The organism is Aerophototrophica crusticola, from assembly GCF_012913305.1.
GTDB classification, from domain to species: Bacteria; Pseudomonadota; Alphaproteobacteria; order Azospirillales; family Azospirillaceae; genus Niveispirillum; species Niveispirillum crusticola.
Genome location: NZ_CP051775.1, coordinates 3351198 through 3377077 on the forward strand (window position 1 = coordinate 3351198; position 25880 = coordinate 3377077).

General features: G+C 71.0%; 29 protein-coding genes, 1 tRNA gene, 4 pseudogenes and 1 riboswitch. Of the genes and pseudogenes, 19 read left to right on the plus strand and 15 right to left on the minus strand.

What is annotated here, in order from left to right:
* The first annotated feature begins 118 nt into the window (after window positions 1-118).
* Window positions 119-226: riboswitch (TPP riboswitch) on the plus strand.
* The 4 genes from thiO to HHL28_RS16465 all read left to right on the plus strand — a co-directional run bounded on the left by thiO (window position 218) and on the right by HHL28_RS16465 (window position 3128).
* On the plus strand, window positions 218-1390 hold the full coding sequence (gene thiO / locus HHL28_RS16450) for a glycine oxidase ThiO (protein ID WP_404326003.1): 1173 nt from the start codon (window positions 218-220) through the stop codon (window positions 1388-1390). Its footprint overlaps the riboswitch before it by 9 nt.
* Window positions 1387-1581, plus strand: coding sequence for a sulfur carrier protein ThiS (thiS, locus tag HHL28_RS16455; protein WP_075772264.1), 195 nt, complete (start codon window positions 1387-1389; stop codon window positions 1579-1581). Before thiO ends, thiS begins: the two co-directional genes overlap by 4 nt.
* Window positions 1582-1745: 164 nt before the next feature.
* Window positions 1746-2519 carry a thiazole synthase gene (gene thiG, locus HHL28_RS16460; protein ID WP_075772265.1) on the plus strand — a complete coding sequence of 258 codons (774 nt, stop codon included), beginning with the start codon at window positions 1746-1748 and terminating at the stop codon, window positions 2517-2519.
* Complete coding sequence (locus HHL28_RS16465; RefSeq protein ID WP_075772266.1) at window positions 2520-3128, plus strand: thiamine phosphate synthase; 609 nt, start codon at window positions 2520-2522, stop codon at window positions 3126-3128. It begins immediately after the preceding gene.
* Here the strand turns inward: HHL28_RS16465 and HHL28_RS16470 are convergent.
* The 3 genes from HHL28_RS16470 to HHL28_RS16480 form a co-directional block, all read right to left on the minus strand.
* Window positions 3125-3721 carry a 1-acyl-sn-glycerol-3-phosphate acyltransferase gene (locus HHL28_RS16470; RefSeq protein WP_075772267.1) on the minus strand — a complete coding sequence of 199 codons (597 nt, stop codon included), beginning with the start codon at window positions 3719-3721 and terminating at the stop codon, window positions 3125-3127. The two genes, HHL28_RS16465 and HHL28_RS16470, sit on opposite strands and share 4 nt — an antisense overlap.
* A gap of 203 nt (window positions 3722-3924) precedes the next feature.
* Window positions 3925-4149, minus strand: coding sequence for a hypothetical protein (locus tag HHL28_RS16475; RefSeq protein ID WP_075772268.1), 225 nt, complete (start codon window positions 4147-4149; stop codon window positions 3925-3927).
* 73 nt (window positions 4150-4222) lie between these two features.
* A complete protein-coding gene (locus HHL28_RS16480; protein ID WP_075772269.1) occupies window positions 4223-5125 on the minus strand; it encodes an MBL fold metallo-hydrolase in 903 nt (300 codons plus the stop codon).
* Window positions 5126-5245: 120 nt separating this feature from the next.
* On the opposite strand from HHL28_RS16480, the gene HHL28_RS16485 reads away from it, so the two are divergent.
* From HHL28_RS16485 to HHL28_RS18920, 3 genes are read left to right on the plus strand one after another with little or no spacing between them, the layout of a single operon-like run.
* Entirely contained in the window at window positions 5246-5650 is a 405-nt protein-coding gene (locus HHL28_RS16485; protein WP_169655501.1) for a DUF3703 domain-containing protein, read from the plus strand.
* Window positions 5647-6222 carry an RluA family pseudouridine synthase gene (locus HHL28_RS16490; protein WP_404326006.1) on the plus strand — a complete coding sequence of 192 codons (576 nt, stop codon included), beginning with the start codon at window positions 5647-5649 and terminating at the stop codon, window positions 6220-6222. The genes HHL28_RS16485 and HHL28_RS16490 overlap by 4 nt, the downstream gene beginning before the upstream one ends.
* 23 nt (window positions 6223-6245) lie before the next feature.
* The gene (locus HHL28_RS18920) at window positions 6246-6377 is read left to right on the plus strand and encodes a hypothetical protein (RefSeq protein ID WP_404326008.1); all 132 of its coding nucleotides are present in this window, start codon (window positions 6246-6248) and stop codon (window positions 6375-6377) included.
* On the opposite strand, the gene HHL28_RS16495 is transcribed toward HHL28_RS18920, so the two are convergent.
* The 8 genes from HHL28_RS16495 to HHL28_RS16530 form a co-directional block, all read right to left on the minus strand.
* A complete protein-coding gene (locus HHL28_RS16495; RefSeq protein ID WP_083699286.1) occupies window positions 6374-6709 on the minus strand; it encodes a putative quinol monooxygenase in 336 nt (111 codons plus the stop codon). The genes HHL28_RS18920 and HHL28_RS16495 overlap by 4 nt on opposite strands.
* On the minus strand, window positions 6706-7002 hold the full coding sequence (locus tag HHL28_RS16500; protein ID WP_169655503.1) for a hypothetical protein: 297 nt from the start codon (window positions 7000-7002) through the stop codon (window positions 6706-6708). The genes HHL28_RS16495 and HHL28_RS16500 overlap by 4 nt, the downstream gene beginning before the upstream one ends.
* 243 nt (window positions 7003-7245) lie before the next feature.
* Window positions 7246-8334, minus strand: coding sequence for a DUF2157 domain-containing protein (locus tag HHL28_RS16505; RefSeq protein ID WP_075772274.1), 1089 nt, complete (start codon window positions 8332-8334; stop codon window positions 7246-7248).
* 144 nt (window positions 8335-8478) lie between these two features.
* A complete protein-coding gene (locus tag HHL28_RS16510; RefSeq protein WP_169655505.1) occupies window positions 8479-8904 on the minus strand; it encodes a type II toxin-antitoxin system PemK/MazF family toxin in 426 nt (141 codons plus the stop codon).
* Between the two features lie 23 nt (window positions 8905-8927).
* The gene (locus tag HHL28_RS16515; RefSeq protein ID WP_075772276.1) at window positions 8928-9173 is read right to left on the minus strand and encodes a type II toxin-antitoxin system Phd/YefM family antitoxin; all 246 of its coding nucleotides are present in this window, start codon (window positions 9171-9173) and stop codon (window positions 8928-8930) included.
* Between the two features lie 114 nt (window positions 9174-9287).
* A tRNA-Ser gene (locus HHL28_RS16520) sits at window positions 9288-9379 on the minus strand.
* Between the two features lie 89 nt (window positions 9380-9468).
* Window positions 9469-10062, minus strand: coding sequence for a DUF4269 domain-containing protein (locus HHL28_RS16525; protein WP_083699288.1), 594 nt, complete (start codon window positions 10060-10062; stop codon window positions 9469-9471).
* Between the two features lie 9 nt (window positions 10063-10071).
* Entirely contained in the window at window positions 10072-10818 is a 747-nt protein-coding gene (locus HHL28_RS16530; RefSeq protein ID WP_075772277.1) for a YggS family pyridoxal phosphate-dependent enzyme, read from the minus strand.
* A 162-nt stretch (window positions 10819-10980) separates the two neighbouring features.
* Here HHL28_RS16530 and HHL28_RS16535 point away from each other — a divergent pair, with 162 nt between their 5' ends.
* Window positions 10981-12033 carry a porin gene (locus HHL28_RS16535; RefSeq protein ID WP_075772278.1) on the plus strand — a complete coding sequence of 351 codons (1053 nt, stop codon included), beginning with the start codon at window positions 10981-10983 and terminating at the stop codon, window positions 12031-12033.
* Window positions 12034-12397: 364 nt separating this feature from the next.
* Here the strand turns inward: HHL28_RS16535 and HHL28_RS16540 are convergent, their stop codons facing one another.
* The gene (locus HHL28_RS16540) at window positions 12398-13102 is read right to left on the minus strand and encodes a ChrR family anti-sigma-E factor (RefSeq protein ID WP_075772279.1); all 705 of its coding nucleotides are present in this window, start codon (window positions 13100-13102) and stop codon (window positions 12398-12400) included.
* Window positions 13099-13668: a sigma-70 family RNA polymerase sigma factor gene (locus HHL28_RS16545; protein ID WP_075772290.1), complete on the minus strand. Its 570-nt coding sequence runs from the start codon at window positions 13666-13668 to the stop codon at window positions 13099-13101. Before HHL28_RS16545 ends, HHL28_RS16540 begins: the two co-directional genes overlap by 4 nt.
* Before the next feature lie 218 nt (window positions 13669-13886).
* On the opposite strand from HHL28_RS16545, the gene HHL28_RS16550 reads away from it, so the two are divergent.
* The 11 genes and pseudogenes from HHL28_RS16550 to metK form a co-directional block, all read left to right on the plus strand.
* A complete protein-coding gene (locus HHL28_RS16550) occupies window positions 13887-14426 on the plus strand; it encodes an invasion associated locus B family protein (protein ID WP_075772280.1) in 540 nt (179 codons plus the stop codon).
* Window positions 14427-14627: 201 nt separating this feature from the next.
* A pseudogene (gene miaB / locus HHL28_RS16555) lies at window positions 14628-15994 on the plus strand (tRNA (N6-isopentenyl adenosine(37)-C2)-methylthiotransferase MiaB).
* A gap of 43 nt (window positions 15995-16037) precedes the next feature.
* Window positions 16038-17008 (plus strand): annotated as a pseudogene (locus HHL28_RS16560) (PhoH family protein).
* A pseudogene (ybeY, locus tag HHL28_RS16565) lies at window positions 17005-17606 on the plus strand (rRNA maturation RNase YbeY); the annotation flags it as partial. The pseudogenes HHL28_RS16560 and ybeY, both read left to right, overlap by 4 nt.
* Window positions 17607-17706: 100 nt before the next feature.
* Window positions 17707-18645, plus strand: a complete 939-nt coding sequence (locus HHL28_RS16575) for a hemolysin family protein (RefSeq protein ID WP_075772281.1) — start codon at window positions 17707-17709, stop codon at window positions 18643-18645.
* 321 nt (window positions 18646-18966) lie between these two features.
* The gene (locus tag HHL28_RS18925; RefSeq protein ID WP_404326012.1) at window positions 18967-19242 is read left to right on the plus strand and encodes a hypothetical protein; all 276 of its coding nucleotides are present in this window, start codon (window positions 18967-18969) and stop codon (window positions 19240-19242) included.
* Window positions 19239-19631: a hypothetical protein gene (locus tag HHL28_RS18930; protein ID WP_404326014.1), complete on the plus strand. Its 393-nt coding sequence runs from the start codon at window positions 19239-19241 to the stop codon at window positions 19629-19631. The genes HHL28_RS18925 and HHL28_RS18930 overlap by 4 nt, the downstream gene beginning before the upstream one ends.
* Entirely contained in the window at window positions 19580-19810 is a 231-nt protein-coding gene (locus HHL28_RS18935) for a hypothetical protein (RefSeq protein WP_404326015.1), read from the plus strand. Before HHL28_RS18930 ends, HHL28_RS18935 begins: the two co-directional genes overlap by 52 nt.
* Window positions 19807-20454, plus strand: a complete 648-nt coding sequence (gene lnt, locus HHL28_RS18940; RefSeq protein ID WP_404326017.1) for an apolipoprotein N-acyltransferase — start codon at window positions 19807-19809, stop codon at window positions 20452-20454. The genes HHL28_RS18935 and lnt overlap by 4 nt, the downstream gene beginning before the upstream one ends.
* A gap of 114 nt (window positions 20455-20568) precedes the next feature.
* Window positions 20569-20982: a helix-turn-helix domain-containing protein gene (locus HHL28_RS16585; protein ID WP_404326018.1), complete on the plus strand. Its 414-nt coding sequence runs from the start codon at window positions 20569-20571 to the stop codon at window positions 20980-20982.
* Between the two features lie 200 nt (window positions 20983-21182).
* Window positions 21183-22346 (plus strand): annotated as a pseudogene (gene metK / locus HHL28_RS16590) (methionine adenosyltransferase); the annotation flags it as partial.
* A 302-nt stretch (window positions 22347-22648) separates the two neighbouring features.
* Here metK and HHL28_RS16595 read toward each other — a convergent pair.
* Both HHL28_RS16595 and HHL28_RS16600 read right to left on the minus strand, forming a co-directional pair.
* Window positions 22649-24607, minus strand: a complete 1959-nt coding sequence (locus tag HHL28_RS16595; protein WP_404326020.1) for a methyl-accepting chemotaxis protein — start codon at window positions 24605-24607, stop codon at window positions 22649-22651.
* Window positions 24608-24720: 113 nt separating this feature from the next.
* Window positions 24721-25839: a winged helix DNA-binding domain-containing protein gene (locus HHL28_RS16600; RefSeq protein WP_075773409.1), complete on the minus strand. Its 1119-nt coding sequence runs from the start codon at window positions 25837-25839 to the stop codon at window positions 24721-24723.
* Window positions 25840-25880 lie beyond the last annotated feature (41 nt).

Genomic DNA, 25880 nt, shown 5'->3' on the forward strand with positions numbered 1-25880 from the left:
AATGACAAGCTTCCTTGTCATGATCAAGCGTCCTTTACAAACAGACGCGGGACCTTGACCTGCGTCCCTCCGCGCGGGCTCACCCCCTTGCTTTCGCCGGCCGCCGGGTCCATGACTCATGGCAAGCCCGGGGTGCCCCGGCGGCTTGGTGGCCGTCGGGGCTGAGATCACACCCGTCGAACCTGATCCGGGTCATGCCGGCGAAGGGAGGAAGCCAGTGACCATTTCCGATTCCCCATCCAAGCCCCCCCATTCCAGGCCAAGGGTCGCCATCATTGGCGGCGGGATCGTCGGCCTGTCCATCGGCTGGCGGCTGGCCGCGGCCGGCTGCGCGGTGGACGTGTTCGAGCGGGCCAAGGCCGGGCAGGCGGCCAGCCGCGCCGCCGCTGGCATGCTGGCCGCGGGGGTGGAGGCGGAGCCGGGGGAACAGCCGCTGCTGCCCCTCTGCCTGGAAAGCCAGCGCCTGTGGCCGGACTTCGCGGCGGAGCTGGAGGCGGCAAGCGGGCTTGAGGTGGGTTTGCGGCGGGAGGGGACCATGGTCGTCGCCCTGACCCGGGACGACCTGAACATCCTGCGCAGCAATTACGAGTTCCAGCGCAAGCTGGGCCTGCCCCTGGAATGGCTGACCGGCGCCCAGGCGAAGGAGCGCGAGCCCTTCCTGAACCCCCGCGTGGCCGCGGCAGTCTATAGCCCCAATGACGGGCAGGTGGACAACCGCAAGGCCTGCGGCGCCCTGGTGGTCGCCCTCGCCAAGGCCGGCGGGCGGCTGCATGAGGGGGTGGAGGTCACGGGCGTGGAGGTCACCAACGGCCGGGTCGCGGGCGTGGTGCTGGGTGACGGGCTGCACCAGGCGGACGTGGTGGTGCTGGCGGCGGGGGCCTGGTCGCGGCAGATGGCCGGGCTGCCGCCCGCATCGCTGCCCCCGGTGCGGCCGGTGAAGGGGCAGATGCTGTCCGTGTCCATGGACCCCGCGGACCCGCTGCTGCGCCATGTGGTCTGGGGCCCGAAATGCTACCTGGTGCCCCGGGCCGACGGCACCCTGATCGTGGGCGCCACGACGGAGGAGAAGGGCTTTGACGCCAGCCTGACCGCCGGTGGCGTGCTGGCCCTGCTGGAGGCCGCCTGGCGCACCTTGCCAGGGATCGAGGAACGGCCGATCACCGAGATGTGGACCGGCTTCCGCCCGGGCAGCCGGGACGACGCGCCTATCCTGGGCCCGGCCCTGGGCGTGGACGGGCTGGTGCTGGCCACCGGCCACCACCGCAACGGCATCCTGCTGGCGCCCATCACCGCCGACGCCATCGCGGGATACGTGCTGGCCGGCCAGGTGGACCCGCGCATCGCCGGCTTCGGCGCCGACCGCTTCGCGCCGAGGGAGGCCGCGGCATGAGCACCGTCAACGGCAAGCCCCACCCGCCGGGACCCCTGCTGTCCTTCCTGGAAAGCCTGGGGCACGGGCCGGAGACCCGCGGCCTCGCCATCGCCCTGAACGGCGCCGTGGTGCCCAGGTCCCGCTGGACGGAGACCACCGTGGCCGAGGGCGACGCGGTGGAGGTGGTGAAGGTGTTCCAGGGGGGGTGAGGCAACCCACCTGTCTTTCCAGAGGACACGGACGGCACGGACCAAGGATGGTTGCCGCCCCGCGGCGGTTGGATGGTGGCGGGGATCAAGTGGGTCCGTGTCCGTCCGTGGCATGTCCGTGCCGTCCGTGTAAAACATCCACGCACCCGAAGCAGGCAGACGAGATGACCCAAGACCTCCTCACCATCGCCGGGAAAAGCTTTTCCTCCCGCCTGTTCCTGGGCTCCGCCGGGTACCCGAACCAGCAGGTGTTCCTGGACAGCCTGGCCGCCTCGGGGGCGGAGGTGCTGACCGTGTCCGTCCGGCGGGCGGACCTGACAGGCTATGGGGAAGGGTTGCTGGACCTGGTGGCCGGCAAGGTCTGGCTGCTGCCCAACACCGCCGGCTGCGCCACCGTGAAGGACGCGGTGCTGACCGCCCAGCTCGCCCGGGAAGCCATGGGAACCGACTGGGTCAAGCTGGAGCTGATCGGAGACCGGGAAACCCTGTACCCCGATGTGGAGCAGTTGCTGAAGGCGGCGGACACGCTGGTGCGCGACGGCTTCACCGTGCTGCCCTATTGCACCGACGACCCCGTGGTCTGCCAGCGGCTGGCGGATGTGGGCTGTGCGGCGGTGATGCCGCTGGGCGCACCCATCGGCACGGGCCTGGGTATCCTGAACCCCTACAACATCGAGCTGATCTGCAGCCGCAGCCCCGTGCCCGTGGTGCTGGATGCCGGCATCGGCACCGCCAGCGACGCCGCGCTCGCCATGGAGCTGGGCTGTGATGCCGTGCTGCTGAACACCGCCGTGTCCAGGAGCACCGACCCGGTGCGCATGGCCGCCGCCATGCGCACCGGGGTGGAGGGGGGCCGCCTCGCCCGCCTGGCCGGCCGCATCCCCAAACGCACCCGCGCCGAGGCCAGCAGCCCCGAGCTGGGGCTGATCGGGGGCTAGGTGCTTCCCACCCCGCCCCTTCTGCTGATAACCGACCGGACGCAGGCGCGGCTGCCGCTGGTGGACGTGGTGGCCGCCGCGGTGGCGGGGGGGTGCCGGTGGGTCAGCCTGCGGGAGAAGGACCTTTGCCCGGCCGGGCGGCTGGCTTTGCTGGCGGAGCTGCGCGCCGTGACCGGGCCGGCGGGGGCCCAGCTGACGGTGCATGGCGACTTGGACGCGGCGCGGGCCTGTGACGGGGTGCATCTGGGCGCCGGGGGTGACGTCACGGCGGCGCGGGATCTGCTGGGGCCGGGGGCGCTGGTCGGGGTGTCCTGCCACACGGTGGACGCGGTGCGCCGGGCCGCGGCGGCCGGGGCGGATTATGTGACGCTCAGCCCCATCTTCCTGACGGACAGCAAGCCGGGCTACGGGCCGGCCCTCGGCCCGGGCGCCCTGCGGGGAGCGGCGGCGATCGGTGTGCCCGTGCTGGCCCTGGGCGGGGTGGGGGTGGCAACCGCCGCCGCCTGCCGGGAAGCCGGGGCGGCGGGGCTGGCTGTCATGGGCGGGGTGATGCGGGCGGCGGAGCCGGCAGGGTTGGTAAGGCGGTTGCTCGGCGCTTGGTGTCCCTAAAGCTTCGCGCCGCGCAGGCCCAGGACGCGGGCCTGCATCTCCTCCAGCGTGGCGGTGGGGGGAAGGGTGTGGCCCACCACCACCTCCAGCCGGCGCCACAGGCGGCGCGGCCAGGTGCGGGCGCGCAGGTCGCGGCAATAGGTGAAGATGCTGCCCCAGGCGCCGCGCACGGCCACCGGCACCACCGGTACCGGCGTCTCCCGCAGGATGCGCAGCACGCCGGGGCGGAACGGGGTCATCTGCCCGTCCTTGGTCAACTGGCCCTCCGGGAAGATGCAGACCAGCTCACCTGCGCGCAGGGCGGCGGCGATGCGGGCGAAGGCAGCCTCATGGATGGCCGCGTCCTCCTTGGCGCCGGCGATGGGGATGGCGCCCAAGGCCTTGAAGAACCAGGACAGCAGGGGTGCCTGGAAGATCCTGTAGTACATGACGAACCGGACGGGGCGCGGGCTGGCCAGGGCCACCAGGACCGCGTCCAGGAAGCTGACATGGTTTGCCACCAGCAGGGCCGGCCCTTGCGCCGGGATCAACCCCGTCCGCCGCCGCCGCACCCGGTAGCAGGCATGCACCAGCAGCCAAGCGATACCGCGCATCACCCGACCGGCTGTTTCCTGTACCCACCCCGACATGGCGCCCTCATTTTGAACAATGTTCATTCCGTGGTCCGAACATCACCCGACACCGGGCATGTTGTCAAGGCGGATTTTGAACATTGTTCAAAACAGTGTCGATCAGGGGAAGCGACAGCTCTCAACCTGATCCCGTCAGGGCTGGGGAAAGGGGTGACCGACCGGCCTCAGCAGATCACGTCCAGGAACATGCCCCGGCGATAGCGCGCGGGCAGGCGCAGGATGCCGTCCACCATCAGGGCCGCCAGCTCCAGCGGGTTGGGCCAGCGGTTGCCGGGCCGGCCCTTCTGGATGGGCCGGGTGGACGGGGCCGTCACGGCGCCCGTGCGGCGGCCCCCGCTTTCCGGGATCGGGCCGCCGAGGCTGGGGAGGGTGGGCCTGGTCTCAACCATGGGGTGCCGCTCCGGCTGTTCGGACGGCGAAGGTTAACCCAATCGGATGCGGCATGCACGGGGCAAGGTTCGGTCAGGCGAACTCCCGCCGCTCGGCCAACGCCCCCTCCGCCCCGTGCCGGTCACCGGTGCCGCCGCGCAGGCGCTTCAGCATCTGGAACTCGTCCGGGTCGTGGCCGCAGAAGACCACCACCTCCCGCCCATGCTCCGCCACCAGCCCGCGCAGGCGGCGTTGGTTGTGCAGGCGGGACCGGCGGTCCACCTCCATCATGGTCTGGTAGCCGCGCAGGCCCGGCGGGCAGTGGTGGCCGTCGGCGTCCATCTCCGCCGCGTGGAAATAGGCGTCGCCGGCATGCAGCAGCCAGCCGTCGGGCAGGCGGATGGCGACGCCGGCATGGCCCTCCGTGTGGCCGTACAGGGGCACCATCAGGATCTCCGGCGGCAGGCCGTCCAGGTCGCGCACCGCCTGGAAGCCGAACCAGCCCTCCCCCGCGTTCGCGTCATAGGGGCGCCAGCGGATGCGGTCATCCCACTGCTCCGGCCTGTAGCGCTGGCTGGCGATGAAGCCGTCGCGGCCCTTGGTGGCGGCCCGGAACTCCCGCCCCATCAAGTGGACCATGGCCCCGGGGAAATCCTCCACCCCGCCGGCATGGTCGAAGTCCAGGTGGGTCAGCACGATGTGGCGCACGTCGCGCGGGGAGAACCCCAGCCGCTGCACCTGGCGCAGGGCCGTTTCCTCCGGGTCCAGGCGCGGGCGGTTCAAGCCGCGGAAGAAGGGGCTCAGCCGCTCCCCCGGGCGGCGGGCGTCGCGCATGCCGAAGCCGGTGTCCACCAGGACCAAGCCATGGCTATCCGTTTCCAGCAGCAGGCAGTGGCAGACCAGGGTGGCCGGTTGCCCGGCATGGCTGATCCGCCCGTCCATCAGCCGCCCGCCCCAGGGACAGCAGGTGCCGCAGTTCAGGTGGTGGATGCGCATGGGGCCCTCCGCTGGTGGCTGTGTCCGGTCCCAACCGGTGACGGGCAGGGGCGTTGCAGGGGCTTGACCTTCCAGCCGCTGGAAGCTTCAGCCTTCGCCTGCCATAAAAGGGAGGGAACCATGCGCAAGTCGGCGGAGCGGCGGGCGGCCTACCGGGTCGAGATGGACAGGGCTCGGGCCGCGGGGAGACGGGGCGACCTGGACGGGGCCATGGGACATCTGGAACGGGCCCACATCCTGGCCCAGCCCTGGGCCTGGCCCCATACCCGCACCCATTGGGCCATGCTGTGCCTGGGCCTTCGCCGGGGTGACGGGCGGGAGGTGGCGGGGCAGGTGCTGCGGCTGGCCTTCGGCTGGGCCGGTTCCCTGCTCGGGTGGCTGCCCCACGGCAATCCCGGCAGCGCCCGGGTCCCTTCCACCCGGCCGGTGCCGCCGCCGGACGACTTGCGCCCCTGGTGGGTTGAGGCGGCGGGGCGCGGGGTCTATACCCAAAGCCTCACCCCCACCCCCGACCGGAAGCCATGATGAGGAAAGAGGAGCTGGAACGCCGCCTGCTGCACCGGGACGGGCTGATGCTGGTGGTGGACAAGCCCGCCGGGATCGCCGTGCATGCCGGGCCGGGCGGGGGCGACGACCTTGAGCGCTATTTCCACCATCTCCAGTTCGGGCTGCCGCGGCCGCCGTCGCTGGCCCACCGGCTGGACCGGGACACGTCGGGCTGCCTGGTGCTGGGGCGCCATCCCAAGGCCTTGCGCAAGCTGGGCATCCTGTTCCAGCAGGGGCGGGTGGAGAAGACCTATTGGGCCGCCGTGCTGGGCGGGCCGGAGGGGGAGAGCGGCCGGGTGGAAAACGCCCTGGTCAAGCGCACCGACGCCAAGCGCGGCTGGCGCATGATCGCGGTGGCCCCGGGCACGGAGGACGCGCTGGAATCGGTGACCGACTGGCGCGTGCTGGGCCGGGGCACCATGCCGGGTATCGGTCCCGTCAGCTTCATGGAGTTCAACCCGCGCACCGGCCGCACACACCAGATCCGGGTGCATGCCATGGGGCTGGGCTGCCCGGTGCTGGGGACCCCGTCTATGGCGGCAAGCCGCTGACGCCGGAGGGGCAGGCCCTGGCCTTGCACCTGCACAGCCGGGCGGTGACCGTGCCCCTGCAGCAGAGCAAGCCCCCCGTCACCGTGACCGCCCCCGTGCCCCCGCATATGCGCGCCGCCCTGGCCGCCTGCGGCTGGGCGGGGGAGTCACCCTAAATACCCGTAGGCTCGAGGCGGATGCCCTTGCGGGTGACGGCGCCGTCGGGCTGTGTCTCCAGCCAGCGTTTCCAGGCCTGGAAGTGGGGGGCTTGGCGGTGGGCGTCGATGGCGGCCTCGTCCCGGAACTCCTCCCAGAAGTAAAAGATCGCGGGGCCGCCCGGCTGCTCCTCCCCGCGGGCGCGGGCCACTTGGAACCGCTCGCAGCCGGGCTCCTGCCGGCTGCCGGCGGCGTTGGCGCCCTGGACCTCCAGGAATGCCTCCACCAGGTCCGGCCGGACCTCTACCCGCACCAACTGCCACACGCCCTGCGCCATGGATTTCCCCGTCATCTCGCCACCACCTCGACCCCGTCCAGCAGGACGGCGCCCGTGCCGGTGAAACGTACCCCGGTGGTCACCGTGGCGCTACGGTCGCGGATCATGGCCTCCAACGCCGCCGCCCGCTCCTCCGGCACATAGAGCTGGAAGACCCGCCCCGGTTCCCGCAGGGGGCGGGGGCACTGGCGCAGGTCCTCCGGCGCGCAGGATCGCAGCGGGCGGGCGATGGGGCGCAGCGGGTCGGCCGGGTTGTCCTCCAGGCAGGCGCAGGGCGGTAGGCCGGGGAAGGGCGGGACCATCGGCATGGCGTCTTCCCCCTGGCGCCAGGCCTGGGCGGGGGGGCCGGGGCGGCCTGTCCCAATGCCGGGGTGAGGTCGAGTCGGGCCACCAGATAGTGCCCCCGCAGCAGGTCCCGCGGGTCCACCCCCACCAGGGCGATGCGGTGGACGGGCAGTTGCTCCCGCTCCGTCACGATGGCGCCGACCCAACCGGCCACCAACACGGTGGGCAGCAGCAACAGGGCCAGGGTGATCAGCCGTCTCATCGCCTCACGCCCCCGCCGCCCGGGGCCCGCCCCAGGCGATCACCTTGCGGGCGGCGACACCCAGCCCCATCAGCAGGGCACCCGCCAGCACCAGCCCGAAGCCGGTGGCCATCAGCCCGCCCGCTGCCTCCAGGAACACGCCGAACACCCGCAGGGCGACCAGCGCCACCGCCAATTTGAACAGGCCCGGCTCATGGTGCCGCAGGGCCAGGACGGCCACCGTGACCCAGCCGGCGCAGAACAGCAGCGCGGTGGAGAGGGTCTGCGGCACCGCGGGGAGGAAGGTGGGGAGCACGATCCCGACGGGGACCGATCCCAGCAGAAAACCCAACGGCCGCGCCTCTCGCCGCCGCCCCTCCGCCAGGGCGAAATGCGCCGTGAGCAGAAGCAGGCTGCCGCCGACCCCCAGGATGGCCTTTTCCGTCAACAAATCGGCCCTGGGCGACTGGAAGACGAAATGGCCGTGGGCCAGGAAGATGCTTGCCATGACAGCCAGCGCCGACAACGCGCCATCCCGGAACAGCCGGACCCAGCCCGGGTCCAGCGACGGGGCGGCCCCGCGCAGGCCATAGAAGGCCGCCACGGGCACCATAAGGGCCAGGCCGGACAGCATGCGGGCGTCAAGCCATGCCTGATACCTGTCCAGCAGCAGGTAAAGCCAGACCACCACCCCGCAGGCCCACAGGACCCGGTGGAACTGCCCCCGCACGAAGGCCAGGGTGAAGGGCGTCACCAGCGCCAGCCAGAAGCTGACCAGGCCAAGCGCGCTGCCTTGCAACTGGAAGCCCTGGCCCACATGGGCGATGAACGCCAGGGTGCTGGCGGACAGCAGCAGCAACGCCACCTCCGCCCGGTTGCCGCCGGGTCCGGGCTTCAGCCAGTGCCAGGCCAGCAGGCCCAGGACCACGTTCAGCGCCCCGTGCAGCCCCAGCTTCACCTCCAGGGGGATGGCGTCCCAGTTGGCCGAGACGATGGCCACGATCCCCAGCGCCACCGCGAACCCGCCCAGCGCCGCCAACGCCGACGGCAACCGCACCCGGCCCCGCCCCGCCTCGAACGCCGCGATCCGGGCCGCCGTCTGGGCATCCAGCAACCCGGCCTCCTGCCACGCCGCGAGGCGGGCCGGAAGGCTGCGGGGTCCGAGGGGGAGGAGGGGGGCGGACACGGGGAGGCTCCGGGTGAACGATGTTCAATGAAGCTAGCAGCATGGTGCGCGTGGTGCAAGGAACCAATAAGCTCAACTATCCCGGTCGATGCGGCGGGGTCGGCCCCGTCCTCGCGCCAGAAGAACCGCTTCCCGTAGCTGCTGGAAAAACCCCGCCGTCACCAAGCCCCGGGCAAACCCGCCACCCGCCTGTGGCACCAAGTCGAACCCCGGCCAGGTGAAGACATTGGCATCATCCACGATCACCCAGGCGTCCCGGGCCTGATCCAGACCCAAAGTGCGCTTCAGGCTGGGCGGCACGGCGACGGCGTGGGCGTCCGCCCTGGGTTTCCGGCTGGTGATTGGCAGGACGGTTGTCTTGTACCCGGTGCCGGCAGGGTCCGGTTCCACAGCGATGATGACACAGGGCCGGGGCTTCCGTCCCTCGACCAGACCCGCGGTCTGTTCCTCGAACCAGAGGAAATGGTGGACGACGACTTGGCCGACCTTCGGTGCCACGTCCCGGTCCGCCATCGGGGCGGTCACTCTGCCGGCAGATGGGACAGGTCGGCGTCCAGCATCGCGTCAATGGTGGCGGCGGGCAGGTCCGCGGTCCGCACCGCCTTGGTGGCACGGTCCTCAAGCCGCTTCAGCCGCTCGTAATCCTCTGACGACAGCAACACCAGGGAAGGCCGCCCCGGCTGCGTCACGGTCACCGGTTCACGCCGCGCTAAGTCAGAAACTTCGCCGATCCGGGCCTGGAGGTCGCTGGCACTGACGGTCTGCATGATACCCGCCGCGTCATCGGAAACTTAACTGACGATAGGTGGGACGCCGGTCCAGGGCAAGCTACAGCGCATTTCCCGGGGCGGGCAGCCTCGCGTGCGACGATCAAGGGAGAATGGCGGAGGGGATGAGATTCGAACTCACGATACGGTTTTTGCCGTATACCCGCTTTCCAGGCGAGCGCCTTCAACCACTCGGCCACCCCTCCGTCTGGAACGGAGCGGGACCATATAGAGGATGCCCGCCTGCTTCAAGCCCTGATTTGGGGGTCGTGACATCAAGGGGAATGGCCGGATTTCAGGGCTGGAATGGTTCGGCGGCGATGCTGTCCAGCAAATCGTCCGGTGCCTCCGCCAGGGCGGCCAGGGCTGCGTACGGGTCGCCACACAGGCCGAACAGGCAGGCGAAGGCGGGTTCCGTCTTCAGGCCGGACCGCTTCAGGGCGCGCAAGGGCTCGGCGGCGTCGGGCCTTGCGTGCAGCAGCCGCGCCTCCGCCAGCAGGTGCAGCCAGCCCATCTGCCGCTCCACGGGCCAGGCCTGGGCGAAGATTTCCACGGTCAGGCCGTCCAGGGTGAAGGACGCCACCTCTGCCGGGCCGTCGGTGAAGGTGCCGTGGACGCGAGCGTAGTTGGAGTCGGCGCCGAAGACCTGGTCCAGGGTGGCCGCCGCCGCGTCCAGGTCTGTGACCTCCACCAGCAGGTCCAGGTCGGAACCCTCCACCCCCAGGTCCAGCGGGAAGGTCCCGGCCAGCCGCGCCGGCCAGGGGGCCAACCGCTCCAGCAGCCGGTGCCGGGACAGCACGGCCCAGGCCTGCCGCTGGGCCCCGCTGCCGCCCGCCATCCAGGACGGGTCGCGCAAGCGGGCGCGGATGGTGTCCAGCCGCGGGGACAAGGGGGCGGCTCAGCCCGCGGTGTCGGCCGGGGTCTCGGCCTCCGCCGGCTTCTTGCGTTCGCCGAAGATGCTGGTGCCCACGCGTACGTGGGTGGCGCCCAGGCGCACGGCCACGTCGAAGTCGCCGCTCATCCCCATGCTCAGGCCCGGGACGAAGTGGCGCTTGGCAAGGTCGGCCAGCAGGGCGAAGTGCAGGGCCGGTTCCTCCTCCGCCGGGGGAATGCACATCAGGCCGCTGACCTGGATGCCGTAGTCCAGCTTGCAAGCGGTCAGGAAGGCGCCCACCTCGCCCGGGGCGATGCCGGCCTTCTGCGGCTCGTTGCCCGTGTTCACTTCCACGAAGAATTTGGGCCAGCGGTTCTGCTTGCGGCACTCCGCCGCCAGGGCCTGGGCCAGCTTGCCCCGGTCCACGGTCTGGATCACGTCGAACAGGGCCACCGCCTCCTTCACCTTGTTGGTCTGGAGGGGGCCGATCAGGTGCAACTCCACGTCCGGGTACTCTTCCCGAAGGGCGGGCCATTTGGACTTGGCCTCCTGCACCCGGTTTTCCCCGAACACGCGCTGCCCGGCGGCAAGCGCCGCGCGAAGCTTCTCCACCGGCTGCACCTTGCTGACGGCCACCAGGGTGACGGCCCGGGGGTCGCGCCCCACGGCCCGGGCCGCGTCGGCCACGGCGCCGCGCACGGCGGACAGGTTGGCGGCCACGTCGTCCGTGGGGGACAGGGCGGGGGCGGGGCTGGCGGTGGTGGCGCGCATGGGACGGCTTTATCTTGGGGGGAGGGGGGTGGACAAACCGGTCGGGGATGGCGACTTTTGCGGCGGCGGCAGCGTCGGCGCAAGCCTGAACCTGCCTGGGGCGGAAACGTCCCGCCTCCCAAGCGTTACCCGTTCCCGTCCCGCCACCCGGTGCCCCCGACCATGACCCTGACCCGACTGTTGGCTTCCGGCCTCGCCCTGGCCTGCGCCGCCCCCGCCCTGGCGGCCGAGACCAGCTTCGAGTGGCGCGCCGTGGGCCAGGCGGCCGGCAGCTATGCCACCGACCCGCCGCCGCGGGCCGACCGCTGGGATGCCTTCGCCGGCTATGGGGTAACGGGGGATTTCGCCGTGACCAGCGACAGCGGGCTGAAGGTCGGCCTGACCGCCACCGTGGGCTCCGGCGATTACGAGAAAAGCCTGGACCGCCCCGGCAACAATGAGAAGCTCACCCTCAGCGAGGTGTTCCTGGACGTGACCTCCGCCTACGGCCGGGTGAAGCTGGGGGATGAGGATGGGGCCGCCAAGCGGGCGGTGGATTTGCTGCCCATCCTGGTGGGCGGGCAGATGGACGGGTTCTGGACCCGCATGCCCGGCGCCCGCCCGCCCCAGTACCACCTTGGCCGCGACAGCGACGACGCCACCAAGATCCTGTACGAGACGCCACGCCTCGCCGGGGCGCGCGCCGGCCTGTCCTACGCGCCGGAGCGGGACAGCCTGGTGGAGGACATCAAGAAAGCTTCCCTGCTGCCGGCGGAGGAGGATTTCTGGGAACTTGGCCTGAACTACCGTGGCGACGCGGGCGCCTGGAGCTATGAGCTGGCCGCCGGTTATGGAAGGGGCCAGTCCGACACGCCGGGCATCGCCGACACGGAAAGCGTCAAGCTGGCGGGCCTGCTGCTCTATGGCGGGTTCTCCTTCGGCGCCCTCTGGTACGATGACGGGGACAGCGGCCGGCCCACCGGGCGGTTCGACACGTCCGGCTACACGCTCCAGGGCACCTATGAGAACGGCCCCTACGGCGCCACCCTGTTCTGGCATGACAGTGAGGCGGAGGGGTTGGCCGACTACCGGGCCTATGGGCTGGGCCTGTCCTGGCGGGCGCGGGAGACGCTGACCTTCGGCCTGGACCTGGTCCGCGTGGACAACGACCTGGCCACCCCGGCGCGGGGCCAGGACGGCTGGGTCGGCACGCTGGTGGCGGAGGTGCGGTTCTGAAGCCGGCGGATGGCGTGATCGAGGCGGTCGGGCCAGGGGCGGCGTCACGGCCAGGGGACACGGACGGCACGGATGCCGCTTGCGCGGCCACGGACAAGCACGGACGGTGCGGTGTAGGGCGTTCGGCCCGCCTCGAGCTCTTGTGCGGCGAAGCCGCGATAATGCATCAACAGATTGGTGAGGGCTGGGGTAGAGGCTTGATTGCGGCTTCGCCGCGGGTGCCACATGGCACCGCACAGCCTCACCGCGGTCCGTGTCATCCGTGGCCGCGAAGCGGCATCCGTGCCGTCCGTGTCCCCTGGCCGTGACGTGAAGCCCAAGCCCGACGGAGCCTTAAGGCACCGCCTGCCCGTCGTGCCCCGCCTCAGAAGCTGACGAACGGGTTGATCAGCCGCCCCAGCGGGCCGGTCAGGCGCAGGGGCGCGTCGGTGACGGCCAGGCAGATGCAGTCGGCGTCGTCGTCAGCCACGGGCTGGTGGTCCACGCTGCCGTCGGTGGCCACGAAGTCGCCGCGCAGGAAGTGGCCCGTCTCATCGCTGAAGCCGCCGGACAGCACCAGGGTCAGTTCGCTGCCGCCATGGGTGTGGCGGGGCATGGCCGTGCCGGCGCGGATGCGCATCAGCCGGACCTTGGGGCCCGCGCCGCCGCCCGCCGGGCCGCAGGGCACCGACACCTCATCCACCCCGCGGATCACCTTGGACCAGCGCACCCCGTCCAGGTCACAGCCCAGGTAGCCGCGCAGGGGTTCCGGGATCACGGTCCTGGCCGACGCCTTGGCCGGCCGGCGGGCGACGGCGACGCCGAGCCCGCCATCCCCCCCGATGGGCCCAACCTTGGGCTGGGGCGACTCGAGCTGGGCGAAGATGGAGGCCAGCAGGTCGTCGGCCACGGGCGCTTCCGGCATGTCCGCCAGCAGGGCGCCGCCCAGCGCCTCCAGCCGGCGCACCTCCGCCCGGCAGTCCGGGCACAGGGCCATGTGGGTGGCGACGATCAGGCTGGACGCCTCCGGCAGGGTGCCGGCGGCATAGGCGACCAGGAAATCCTCGGCGGGGTGGTGCGTCGGGGTCATTGCTCCTCCCCCAGGACCTTGCGCAGCCGGGCCAGTGCCAGCCGCAGGCGCGACTTCACCGTGCCCAGGGGCAGGTTGCGCTCCGTCGCGATGGCGCTGTGCGCCTTGTCCTCGAAATAAGCCATTCTCAGCAGGTCCGCCTGTTCGGGCGGCAGCAGCCGGATGGCCCGGTGCAGCCGCTCACTCTCTTCCTCCAACAACAGGGCCCGGTCCGCGGGGTCCTCCGGGTCCGGCACCAGGGCCGGGTCGTCGGGGTCCACCTCGGGACGGCGTTCCTGCCTCAACCGGTCGATCCGGCGATTACGGGCGATGGCGAAGATCCAGGTCGACGCCGTCGCCAGGGTCGGGTCGAAGCTTTCGGCCCGCCGCCAGACAGAGACCATCACGTCCTGGATGATCTCCTCCGCCGCCCCCGCATCCGCCCCCATCTTCTGGAGGAAGGATTTCAGGCGCGGCGCGAAATGGTGGAACAGGGCGACGAAGGCCTGCCTGTCCTGCCGCGCCACGCGCAGCAAGAGGGCGTTGAGGCGGTCAACCTCGACCTGGTCGGTGGGCTTACGGTCCATGGCGTTCCAGCGCGGGGATGCCATACGGGCTTCCCGGTTCGGATGTCCGAACGCCGCCGGACTATAGAGGCCTGCCTGTCCCATCACAAAGGTTTACGAAAGCTTGTCCCGGCCGGATCAGTCACCCCCCAACAATTTTTTCGGCCTTCGTTCTTTCGCCATCTTCGGCTAGTGACATAGGGCGGTCCCGCCCGCCGTCAGCCCCCATACGCCCGGACATGACCCGCACCAGGCCTGCCCCCGCCCTCCTCCCCGCCCTCGCCCTCTGCGCCGCCCTGTCCGGGTGGTCCATGCCCGCGCGGGCGGAGGAACCGAAGCTGATCGGCAGCTTCCGCGACTGGAACGCCTTCATGCTGGAGGAGCCGGGCGGCCGCGTCTGCTGGATGGCCAGCCGCCCGAAGAAGCAGGAAGGCGACTTCGCCAAGCGCGGCGACGTGTTCGCCCTGATAACCCACCGGCCGCACGAGCGGTCGCTGGACGTGGTCAGCGTCATCGCCGGCTATGCCTTTGCCCCCGACACCACGGTGACGCTGGAGGTGGGGCGCCAGACCTGGAAGCTGTTCGTGGACGGGGAGACGGCCTGGGCGCGGGAGGAAACCACCGACCGCGCCATCAGCCAGGCCATCCGCCAGGGCACCACCATGGTCGTCCGCGGCACCAGCAGCCGCGGCACCCGCACGGCCGACACCTACAGCCTGGCCGGCACCGGCGCCGCCTACCAGGCCATGAACAAGGCCTGTTCGGTGGAGGGGCGTTAAGCCACCCGCGCACGCGGCTTCCATGTTGTTGGCGCGGTTGACTGGGGCCGTGGGTCGCTTATCTTTGCGGCTCTCCCGTGCCGGCGGTATTCGCGCGGCGCGGTTTTTTCGTTGGTGGGTCCCGTTCCCCGGGGTTTTGCAGGGGCCGGGCGGGGAGTGGCCTTGAAGAAGAAGCTGTTCATCAAGACCTATGGCTGCCAGATGAACGTCTATGACAGCGGTCGCATGGCCGATGTCCTGGCGCCGCTGGGCTATGAGCCGGTGGACGCGCCCGAGGGCGCGGACATGGTCATCCTGAACACCTGCCACATCCGGGAAAAGGCGGCGGAGAAGGTCTATTCCGAACTGGGTCGCATCCGCACCCTGCAGAAGGACAAGGCGACGGAGGGCGGCCGCATGGTCGTCGCCGTGGCCGGCTGCGTCGCCCAGGCGGAGGGGGCGGAGATCATGCTCCGCGCCCCGCACGTGGACATGGTCTTCGGGCCGCAGACCTATCACCAGCTGCCGGAGATGGTGACCCGCGCCGTGCGCGGCACCGGCGGGGTGGTGAACATCGACTTCCCCGTCGAGAGCAAGTTCGACCTGATGCCGGAGGAGACGGCGAAGCCCAACGGGCCGTCGGCGTTCCTGTCGGTGCAGGAAGGCTGCGACAAGTTCTGCACCTTCTGCGTGGTGCCCTATACCCGCGGGCGGAGTTCAGCCGGCCGGTGGGCCAGGTGCTGGCGGAGGCGCGGCGGCTGGCCGACCTCGGTGCCGTGGAGCTGACCCTGCTGGGCCAGAACGTCAACGCCTACCATGGGGAGGCGCCGGACGACTCCACCTGGGGCCTGGGGCGCCTGCTGCGGGCCCTGGCCGAGGTGCCGGGGGTGAAGCGGCTGCGCTACACCACCAGCCACCCCCGCGACATGGATGACGACTTGATCGCCGCCCATGGGGAGCTGCCGGCCCTGATGCCCTTCATCCACCTGCCGGTACAGTCGGGCAGCGACCGCATCCTGGCGGCCATGAACCGCAAGCACACGGCCGATGACTACCGCCGGATCATCGATCGGCTGCGCGCCGCCCGGCCGGACTTGGCCCTGTCCAGCGACTTCATCGTCGGCTTCCCCGGGGAAAGCGACCAGGACTTCGCCGACACGCTGCGGCTGGTGACCGACGTGGGCTTCGCCCAGGCCTACAGCTTCAAGTACAGCGCCCGCCCCGGCACCCCTGCCGCCGGCATGGACGGCCGGCAGGTGCCGGAGGACATGAAGGATTCGCGGTTGCAGGCCTTGCAACAGCTATTGAACGCCCAGCAGGTGGCGTTCAACGAGGGGCTGGTGGGCACGGTGCAGCCCATCCTGTTCGACCGGGTGGGCAAGAAGCCGGGCCAGTTGCTGGGCCGCAGCCCCTTCATGCAGTCGGTCCATGCCATCGCGCCGTCCCGGCTGTTAGGGCAGGTGGTGGATGTCCGCATCACCGGCGCCCACGCCAACAGCTTGGGCGGCGAGGTGGTGACCGTGGACGGCCTTTCGGTCATTGAAACAACGCCGGCGCCCGCCGGCAGGCAAGCGGAGGAGCGGGTTTGACGCTGGACGCACGGGGGACGAACAGGGCCCCGGGGATCGCCGCATCGACCTGACGTTCGCCGACAACCGATTGTTGCCGCTGCTCTTCGGCGAGCATGAGCAGTACCTGAGCCGGATCGAGAAGCGCCTGGGCGTGACCCTGGTCAGCCGGGGCAACCATCTGACCATCGCCGGCCCCGCGGACTCGGCGGAGCAGGCGCGCAGCGTGCTGGACGCCCTGTGGGAACGGCTGAAGGCGGGGCTGGAGGTCGGGGCCGGCGAGGTGGATGCCGCCATCCGCATGGCCCAGGCGTCCGACCTGGAGATCCGCGACCAGGCCCTGTCGCAACTGTCCGACCCCCGCGCCGGCCTGCGTACCAAGCGCAAGGTCATCGCCCGCGCAGCCCCACCCAGGCCCGCTACCTGGAGGCGCTGGCCCAGTACGAGCTGGTGTTCGGCCTGGGCCCGGCCGGCACGGGCAAGACCTACCTGGCCGTGGCCCAGGCGGTCAGCCTGCTGATCCAGGGCAAGGTGGACCGCATCATCCTGTCCCGCCCCGCCGTGGAGGCGGGGGAGCGGCTGGGCTTCCTGCCCGGCGACATGAAGGAGAAGGTGGACCCCTACCTGCGCCCTCTTTACGACGCCCTCTATGACATGCTGCCCGCCGACCAGGTGCAGAAGCGGCTGGAGACGGGGGTGATCGAGGTGGCGCCGCTGGCCTTCATGCGTGGCCGCACCCTGGCCAACGCCTTCGTCATCCTGGACGAGGCGCAGAACACCACCACCATGCAGATGAAGATGTTCCTGACCCGCCTGGGCGAGGGCAGCCGCATGGCGGTGACCGGCGACATCACCCAGATCGACCTGCCGCCCGGCCAGAAGTCCGGCCTGAAGGATGCCATGCAGGTGCTGGCCGACACCGAAGGCGTGGGCTTCGTCCATTTCACGGATGCCGACGTGGTGCGCCACCCGCTGGTGGGCCGCATCGTCCGGGCCTATGACGCGGCGGGCAAGGCGGCCGCGCCCACGCCATGACCCACGCGGTGGAAGTCATCGTCAGCCTGGAAGCCGGCGGTTGGGAGGACGCGCTGCCGGATGCCGAGGCCACGGCCCTGCGCGCGGCGGAACTGGCCCTGGCCCAGGCGGAGGGGGTGCCGGACGGGCCGGCGGAGCTGTCAGTGGTGCTGGCGGACGACGCCACGGTGCAGGAGCTGAACCGCACCTACCGGGGCAAGGACAGGCCCACCAATGTCCTGTCCTTCGCCATCCATGCCGACGACCCTTATGGGGACGATCCCGGGCGGGATGATGCCCCGGATGGGGAGGATGAAGGCGAAATCGACGCGGATGAGCCCGAATCCCATGAAGATTCCATGGCCGGGCAGCATTTCCCCTCGCAGGACGGTCCCGTTCCTGTATTGTTGGGGATGTGATCCTGGCCTTCGAGACGGTGCGGAGGGAGGCCACGGAACAGGGCAAGCCCCTGGCCGACCACTTCACGCACCTTGTGATCCATGGCGTGCTGCACTTGCTGGGCTACGACCATATCGAGGACGACGGGGCCGAGGCGATGGAACGCCTTGAGACCCGCATCCTTGCCGGTGTCGGCATCGCCGACCCCTATGCGTGGCACGACCACCCTTCCGCCGCCGGGGGCTGCCCAGGCGCCGCGCCCCGGACGATCCCGGGGACGAGGACCCTGGCGGTCCGAACCCTTCCTACCAGAACTGACGATGGCAGACCTTAGCGACAGTCGATCGCCCCGCGAGGACGGGGCCGAAGAACAGGGGTCCTTGACCCAACAATTCCGGGGCTGGCTCCGGTCGATCCTGGGTGTGCGGGGCGGCGACACGCTGCGCGACACCATCGAGGAATTGATCGAGGAGCGGGACAGCACGGAATCCTCCATGGCGGAGGGCGAGCGCACATTGCTCGCCAACATCCTGAAGCTCCGCAACCGCACCGTGGTGGACGCCATGGTGCCGCGGGCCGACATCGTGGCCGTGCCCGCCGACATCAGCCTGCAGGAGCTGATGAAGCGCTTCTCGGAGGAGGCGCACAGCCGCATGCCGGTCTATAAGGACACGTTGGACGACGTGGCCGGCATGGTCCACATCAAGGACCTGCTGCCCTGCATCGCCGGGCTCCAGCCCTACGACCTCTCGGCCATCGTGCGGGAGGTGCTGGTGGTCGCCCCCAGCATGCCGGTGCTGGACCTGCTGCTGCGCATGCGCCAGACCCGCCAGCACCTGGCCCTGGTGGTGGATGAGTTCGGCGGCATCGACGGGCTGGTCACCATCGAGGATCTGGTGGAGGAGATCGTCGGCGAGATCGAGGACGAGCACGACCTTGCCGAGGAACAGCCCAAGGTCCAGGTGCGCCCCGATGGCAGCCTGGTGGCTGACGCCCGCATCCCCATCGAGGATTTCGAGGCCCAGGTGGGCCGCGTGTTCGACGCGGAAGACCTGGAGGACGTGGACACGCTGGGCGGCCTCGTCTTCTCCCTGGCGGGCCGGGTCCCGTCCCGGGGTGAGACGCTGAAGCACCCGTCGGGCCTGGAGTTCGACATCCTGGACGCCGACCCCCGCCGCATCAAGCGGCTGCGGGTCCGCAACCTGCCGGAGGTGCTGGACGGCGGCAACGGCGTGGAGATGCGGCAGGCGGGGGCGTAGGGACGTCCTGCTTCCCATGGCCCCGCCCCTTTTCCTGTTTCCCCCGCGAAGGCGGGGGTCCACGGTTCTTGACCCCCTTCCTGCCCTCCCTGTCCTTTGAAAACAGTGGACCCCGCCTGCGCGGGGGAAACAGGCATGGCGGGATGTGCATGGGGTATTGCCCCCCACCATCCTCCCGCCATCATCCCCATATAGCCCCCTCCAGGACCACGCCCCGGAGTTAGCCACCTTGCGAAGACCACTTTCCCCGCCCGCCTCGCCACCTCCCTGGCGGGCCTTGCCGGCTGGCGGCGGGCGATTGCCGCGGCGGCTGCCGGCGGGTTGGCGACGCTGGCGTTGCCGCCGGCCCATGTGGTGCCGCTGCTCTGGGTGGCGTTCCCCCTGCTGCTCTGGCTGCTGCGCGGGGCGCGGACGGGCTGGCCCGCCTTCTGGACCGGCTGGTGGTTCGCCTTCGGCCACCATGTCCTTGGCCTGTACTGGATCAGCGCGGCCCTGTTCGTGGATATCGGCCGCTTCTGGTTCGCCCTGCCCTTCGCGCTGGGGGGCTGCCGGCCCTGCTGGCGGTCTTCGTCGGGCTGGCGACCCTTGCCCATGTGAAGCTGCGGGACCGCTTCGCCCTGTCCGGGGCGGCAGAGGCGGCGCTGTTCGCGGCCCTGTGGGCGGGGGCGGAGTGGGTGCGGGGCCACATCTTCACCGGCTTCCCCTGGAACCTGGTCGGCTATGCCTGGGCGGACTTCCTGCCCGTGCTTCAGGGCGCGGCGCTGGTGGGCACCTATGGCCTGTCCCTCCTGACGGTGCTGGTGGCCGGCCTGCCCGTGGCCCTGGACGGGCGCGGCCGGGCAAGGCCCTGGGCCCCGATGGCGGCGGGACTGGCCGGTTTGGCCGTGCTGGGCGGCTGGGGGCCGGGCACCTCTCCGCCAACCCGACCCGGCTGGTGCCCGGTGCCACCCTGCGGCTGGTGCAGCCGGGCATCGAGCAGGAGTTGAAGTGGGACCCGCAGGCCCGCATGGACAATTTCCAGAAGCACCTGGACATGAGCCGGGCACCCGGCTGGGACCAGGTCACCGCCGTGATCTGGCCAGAGACGGCGGTGCCCTTCTGGCTGGGCAACACAAGGGGCTGGAAGAAGCCATATCCGGCGTCGCCCCGCCCGGCGGCGTGGTGATCACCGGCGTCCCACGGCGGGGGACGGGGCCGGACGGCGCCCCGAGCTATGCCAACAGCATGGCCGTGCTTGACGCCAAGGGCGTGGTGGCAACCTTCGACAAGTTCCACCTGGTGCCGTTCGGCGAGTACATGCCGTTCCGCTCCATCCTGCCGGTGGGGGCCATCGCCTCCGTCGCGCCGTCTTCGGCGGATTTCAGCGCGGGCCCGGGGCCGCGCACCCTGGAATTGCCGGCCCTGCCGCCGGTCAGCCCGCTGATCTGCTACGAGGTGATCTTCCCCGCCGCCGTGGCCCCCGACCCCGCCGGCCCGCAGCCCCGGCCGGGCTGGTTGCTGAACCTCACCAACGATGCGTGGTATGGCGAAACCGCCGGCCCCCACCAGCATTGGGCCATATCCCGGGTCCGGGCGGTGGAGGAAGGCTTGCCCCTGGTGCGCGCCGCGAACACCGGCATCTCCGGCGTGGTAGACCCGCAGGGGAGGGTGGTGGGCAGCCTCGGCCTGGGAGAGGAGGGGGTGCTCGACCTCCCCTTGCCAATGGCTAGTACCGCCACACCACCGTATGGCCGGTATGGGGATCGGCTTTTCGTCTTAGCACTCTTGTGCGTAATCATGGCGGTTCCGTTTCTCGCCCGACGGGTGTAGAACGAAGTCCAGGCACTCGTCCGTCATCATACGGAAGCATAGGTGAGTCGCTCTTGACGGCATACGTAAGTGTGCCGCAAATTCGCGCAGTCACTCTGACTGGAGGTTGTTGAAATGCAGACCGCAACGCGCGGCCGTCGTGGTGGCGGCCGACCCCGCCTGGGCAAGCCCAACCCCGTGGACGTCCATGTCGGCTCCCGCGTCCGCCTGCGCCGCACCCTGCTGGGCATGAGCCAGGAAAAGCTGGGGGAGGCGATCGGCCTGACCTTTCAGCAGGTGCAGAAGTATGAGCGCGGGGCCAACCGCATCGGCGCCTCGCGGCTGTTCGACCTCAGCCGGGTGCTGGACGTGCCTGTCTCCTTCTTCTTCGACGACATGCCGCTGGACGACCAGCCCACCCCCGGCAACCCCAACGCCACGCCGGAGCCGGGTGAGCCCGATCCCATGGCCAAGCGGGAGACGCTGGAACTGGTGCGCGCCTATTACCGCATCACCGACCCGGCGTGCGCAAACGCATCTTCGAGCTGACCAAGGCCGTCGCCAACGCCTCCGACGTCCATTGAGGCAACGGGGAAGCCGGCGTCTTACGGATTAAGCCTTGCACAGCCGGGCGGTCGCTTGACCGTTCCCGCGGGCTTGCGACAACAGCGCCGTCCCTGGCCGATTGCCGGGGGCGGCGTTTTCGCGTTTGGCATGCGGCACGCGCAACGAGGGACGAGGGAACAGCGGTGGCGAAGCAGAATTACGTGTTCACGAGCGAGTCGGTCTCCGAAGGCCACCCGGACAAGGTGTGCGACCGCATCTCCGACGCGGTGGTCGACCTGTTCCTGGGCGCCGACCCCTATGCCCGCGTGGCCTGCGAGACGCTCGCCACCACCAACCGCGTGGTCATCGCCGGCGAGGTGCGCGGCCCGGCCGGCCTGCTGGAGCAGGTGGAGGGCGTGGCCCGCGACGCCATCCGCGACATCGGCTACGAGCAGGAGGGCTTCCACTGGCGCGACGCCAAGGTGGAGGTGCACCTGCACGCCCAGTCCGCCGACATCGCCGTGGGCGTGGACGCCGCCGGCAACAAGGACGAGGGCGCCGGCGACCAGGGCATCATGTTCGGCTACGCCTGCACCGAGACCCCGGACCTGATGCCGGCCCCGCTGTACTACAGCCACCGCATCCTGAAGTCCCTGGCCGAGGCCCGCCACGGCGGCGCCAAGTGGCTGGGCCCCGACGCCAAGAGCCAGGTGTCCTTGCAGTACGAGGGCGGCAGGCCGGTGCGCTCCACCAGCGTGGTTGTCTCCACCCAGCACGCCGAGGGCGTGGGCCAGGAGGAGATCCGCGAGCAGGTGCGCGCCCACGTGCTGAAGGTGCTCCCCGAAGGCTGGATGTGCCCGGAGGCCACCTTCTACGTGAACCCCACCGGGCGGTTCGTGATCGGGGGCCCTGACGGCGACTGCGGCCTGACCGGGCGCAAGATCATCGTGGACACCTATGGCGGGGCGGCCCCGCACGGCGGCGGCGCCTTCTCGGGCAAGGACCCCACGAAGGTGGACCGGTCGGCGGCGTACGCGGCGCGGTACCTGGCCAAGAACGTGGTGGCGGCCGGGCTGGCGGAGCGCTGCACGATCCAGCTCAGCTACGCCATCGGCGTGTCGCACCCGCTGTCGGTGTACATCGACACGGCGGGCACCGGCCGGGTGGACGAGGACCGGCTGGCCGAGGTGCTGCGCCAGCTGATGGACCTGACCCCGCGCGGCATCCGCACGCACCTGGGCCTGAACAAGCCCATCTACGCCCGCACCGCGGCCTACGGCCACTTCGGCCGCACCCCGGACGCGGACGGCGGCTTCTCCTGGGAGCGCACCGACCTGGTCGCCGACCTGAAGGGCGCCTTCGGGGCTGATACCAGCCCCGCCGTTGATCGTGCCCGATCAACGGCCCCTCAGGCGCCGGGCGCCGCCATCCGGCGGCTTGGCTTACGCGCCCATGGGGGCGCGGGCCGGCGGTCGCCGGCCTTGTTCGTGTTCCCTCAGGCGCCGGGCGCCCGCATCCGCGGGCTTGGCTTGCGCGCCCATGGGGGCGCGGGCCGGCGGTCGCCGGCCTCCAAGCGCATGAGGCAACAACTCATGGGCTTGGCATGAGCCCAGGCACCAGGGCAGACCGCGACGGCCCGCCGGGGAAACCCGGGCGGGCCGTTCGCTTTTCAGGCCGCTTGGCGCAGCAGGGTTTCCAGGGCGGAGCGGTGGGCGGGCGACAGGCCGTCGAAGCGGACATGCAGGCCCCTGGCGTCCGCTTCCAGCACGGTGAAGGCTGGGGACACGGCCAGCCCCGGGATGGACAGGCTGCCGCGCGTGCCCACGGGCAGGGGTTCATCCAGGCTGATGCAGGCACCCCCGGCGGACAGGTCGGCCAGGGTCCCCTCTACCTGCCGGCCCGCCACATCCACCACACAGGGGCGCGCCAGGGCCACCCGCGGCGCGGCGCGGCGGTCCACGTCGGCGATGGAGGTCCGTACCACCCTGACCAGCATGGTGCGCAGGTCGGTGATGCCGTGGGCAATGTCGGAGGCGGCGGCCTGGACAGTGCCGGCCCGGTCACCGGACGTGCCAGCCTCGGCAGAGACTTCGGCGATGCGGGCGGAGACCTCCCGCGCCGCTTCGGCGGCCTGCGTGACGTTGCGGCTGATCTCCTGCGTGGCGGCCCCTTGTTCCTCGATGGCGGCGGCGATGGCGCCGGACACCTGGTCCATGTCCCGCACGGCCACGCCGATGGAAGCCACCGCCTCCACCGCGTGGCGGGTGGCGGCCTGGACCTCCTGGATCTGCCGGGTGATCTCCTCCGTGGACCGGGCGGTCTGGCTGGCCAAGCCCTTCACCTCCCCCGCCACGACGGCAAAGCCCTTCCCGGCCTCACCCGCCCGGGCGGCCTCGATGGTGGCGTTCAGGGCCAGCAGGTTGGTCTGGCTCGCCACCTCCCCGATCAGCACGGCCACGTCGCCGATGCGGGCGACGGCTTCCGACAGGGAGCCGATGATGGCTTCCGCCGCCACGCCCCGTTCCACCGCGGCGCGGCTCACCTCCCCGGCATGGCTGACCTGGGCCGAGATTTCCCGGATGGAGGCGGCCAGCTCCTCCGATGCGGAGGCCACCGTCTCCGCATTGTGCAGGGCCTGCTCGGCCGCCGCGGCGACACCCTGGCTGTTCTGGGCCACCAGCCCGGCCGACCCGGCCATGGAACGGGCATGCCCCGCCATTTCCTCCGTGCGGGCGGCCACTTGGTCCACGGCGAGGCGCGTCTCCCGCTCCACCGTGGCGGCCATCGCCTCCAGGGCGGCGTGCTTCTGCGCCTCCGCCCGGGCGGCGTTCTCCGCCGCCTCCGCCTCCAGCCGACGCTTGTCGCGGGCTTGGCCGCGGAACACCTCCAACGCGCGGGCCAGCCCGCCCAACTCGTCCGTGCGGCCGGTGCCGGGGACGGGGGTGTCCAGCTCCCCGGCGGCCACCCGCCCCGTGGCGGCGGTCAGGATGGACAGGGGACGCACCACGCCCAGCATCACGGCCGCCGCCGCCCCGGCCAGGGCCGACAGCACGCCGATGCAGCCGGTCAGGATCAGCACCCAATCGGCGGTGCGGCGCACCGCCTCCTCCTCTGCCTCCAGCCGCTTGACCTCCTCGGCCTGGCGGTCGATGAAGCCGTCGGTCAGCTTGGACGCCGTGCGCTCCGCCGGGCGCACCGCGGCGCGGAAATGGGCCAGGGCCTCCTGGTCCTTTCCGGCCAGGGCCAGGTCGACGACGGTCCGGACCTCCGTCGCCACGCCCTTCTGCAAGGTGACGAAATCCGCCATGCCGGCCGCGGCCGCCCCGCTACCCAGCATGCTGAGCACCGTCTCGGATCGGCGCAGCATCTCATCCGCCCGCTTTCGCACGCGGTCGGCGAAGGCTTGGCGGTCCGCCGGCGGCTCCAGCGTGGTGTTCAGCGCGTCACGTTGGACAGCGCGGCTCAGCGCCCGCACCTCCGACACCTCAAGCTGCATGCGCTCCGCGAGGATGACCCGATGGGAGGCTTCCTCGGTCCGATGCAGGGTGGTGAAGCCGATGGCGACGAGGCCTGCCGCCACAAGGGATAGGGCGACGATGGGGGCAAGGAGCTTGGGGGCAAGCCGCATGGCGCGGGACTCCGGGCCGGATGGAAGGGATTGCACCCATCATCCCAAACCCGCAGGCCCGAAGCATTGATAAAAATCATATCGGCCCTAGTATTGATCAGCTTATCGGAATTTCATGCCGGGGACTCAAGCACCACCGGCGCGCCTCCCGCCAAATGGCGCAGCCGCCGGGTGATGGTGGGCAGCTCCTTTTTGTAGACCTTGGACAGGGGCGCCAAGCTGACGGCCCAGCCCTTGGCCGTGCGGCGATGGGTCCAGGTGGCGACCACATGGCCCTGGCGCAGCACCACGGCGCTGATCCAGCCGGCCGTGCGGTAGACCGCCGGGCGGTGGCGGTCCTCCAGGTACTGGCCCGTGTCGGTGTGGGACAGCAGGTAGGGGTCGAACAAGGGAAGCACGGCCAGGTGCCCCTCCGCCGGGGCGGCGTCACGCAGGGCGGCTTCGTCCGCCGCCAGGGCGAAGGCGGCCTTTCCGGCCAAGCTGACGGGCAGCAGCTCCGGGCCCAAGTCGGCGAAGGCCTGGCGCACGGGCTCAGCTGCGATCCCGGTGAATTTGCGGAAGTCGGCCGGGGTGGCCGGGCCGAAGGCGTGCAGGTAGCGGCGCAGCAGGCCGGCCATGGCGGCGCGGGGCTCCAGGGACATGGGCGCGCCCGCCCAGGCGGGCAGGTGGACGAACATCGCCTCCCGCTCCCCCTCCTCCCCGCCCTTGGCGGGGCCGTGGCAGACATGGCCCAGGGCGCAGGCCAGCTTGATGATGCCGCCCCAGCTATGTTCCAGCATGGGCCGGGCCCATTCGCCCAGGACCGGGACCAGCCGGCGCGACAGGTCCATGCGGCTGTGCGGCCCGTGGGTGGCCAGGGCCTCCGCCACGGCGGCCACCAGCCGCTCCACCTGGTCCGGGGTCAGGCCCTCAGCCTCATACCAGCGGTGGTAATTGCCGACATACAGCCGGCGGAAGGCCAGCATCAGGCCCAAATCGTCCCGTGGCGTCAGGTGCAGGGTGGAACGCTGGGCCCACAGCTTCACCAGGGACCGGTCCTGGTAGAGCAGCCGGTCCATCTCCCCGTCCCCGCAGGCCCCCGTGCGGGCCCGGAGCTGGAGCACCGCCGCCGAATGGACCTGCGCCTGCGCCCCCAGCAGGGTCCGCGCCGCCGTCAGCGGGTCCGCCGCCGGGCTGGCCAGATGCTGCCGCCCCAGGCGGAAGGCCAGGGCCTGGGGCAGGGTGACGGGCAAGGGAACGGTAACCAGGATCGCCTCCCGGGATCAGGGGAACA

Coding starts and splice junctions, on each gene's coding strand:
- thiS (WP_075772264.1), top strand. CDS start 1,387: ATGAGCACCGTCAACGGCAAGCCCCACCCGCCGGGACCCCTGCTGTCC.
- thiG (WP_075772265.1), top strand. CDS start 1,746: ATGACCCAAGACCTCCTCACCATCGCCGGGAAAAGCTTTTCCTCCCGC.
- HHL28_RS16470 (WP_075772267.1), bottom strand. CDS start 3,721: ATGCGCGGTATCGCTTGGCTGCTGGTGCATGCCTGCTACCGGGTGCGG.
- HHL28_RS16475 (WP_075772268.1), bottom strand. CDS start 4,149: ATGGTTGAGACCAGGCCCACCCTCCCCAGCCTCGGCGGCCCGATCCCG.
- HHL28_RS16480 (WP_075772269.1), bottom strand. CDS start 5,125: ATGCGCATCCACCACCTGAACTGCGGCACCTGCTGTCCCTGGGGCGGG.
- HHL28_RS16485 (WP_169655501.1), top strand. CDS start 5,246: ATGCGCAAGTCGGCGGAGCGGCGGGCGGCCTACCGGGTCGAGATGGAC.
- HHL28_RS16490 (WP_404326006.1), top strand. CDS start 5,647: ATGATGAGGAAAGAGGAGCTGGAACGCCGCCTGCTGCACCGGGACGGG.
- HHL28_RS16495 (WP_083699286.1), bottom strand. CDS start 6,709: ATGACGGGGAAATCCATGGCGCAGGGCGTGTGGCAGTTGGTGCGGGTA.
- HHL28_RS16500 (WP_169655503.1), bottom strand. CDS start 7,002: ATGCCGATGGTCCCGCCCTTCCCCGGCCTACCGCCCTGCGCCTGCCTG.
- HHL28_RS16515 (WP_075772276.1), bottom strand. CDS start 9,173: ATGCAGACCGTCAGTGCCAGCGACCTCCAGGCCCGGATCGGCGAAGTT.
- HHL28_RS16530 (WP_075772277.1), bottom strand. CDS start 10,818: ATGCGCGCCACCACCGCCAGCCCCGCCCCCGCCCTGTCCCCCACGGAC.
- HHL28_RS16535 (WP_075772278.1), top strand. CDS start 10,981: ATGACCCTGACCCGACTGTTGGCTTCCGGCCTCGCCCTGGCCTGCGCC.
- HHL28_RS16540 (WP_075772279.1), bottom strand. CDS start 13,102: ATGACCCCGACGCACCACCCCGCCGAGGATTTCCTGGTCGCCTATGCC.
- HHL28_RS16545 (WP_075772290.1), bottom strand. CDS start 13,668: ATGGACCGTAAGCCCACCGACCAGGTCGAGGTTGACCGCCTCAACGCC.
- HHL28_RS16550 (WP_075772280.1), top strand. CDS start 13,887: ATGACCCGCACCAGGCCTGCCCCCGCCCTCCTCCCCGCCCTCGCCCTC.
- HHL28_RS16575 (WP_075772281.1), top strand. CDS start 17,707: ATGGCAGACCTTAGCGACAGTCGATCGCCCCGCGAGGACGGGGCCGAA.
- HHL28_RS16585 (WP_404326018.1), top strand. CDS start 20,569: ATGCAGACCGCAACGCGCGGCCGTCGTGGTGGCGGCCGACCCCGCCTG.
- HHL28_RS16595 (WP_404326020.1), bottom strand. CDS start 24,607: ATGCGGCTTGCCCCCAAGCTCCTTGCCCCCATCGTCGCCCTATCCCTT.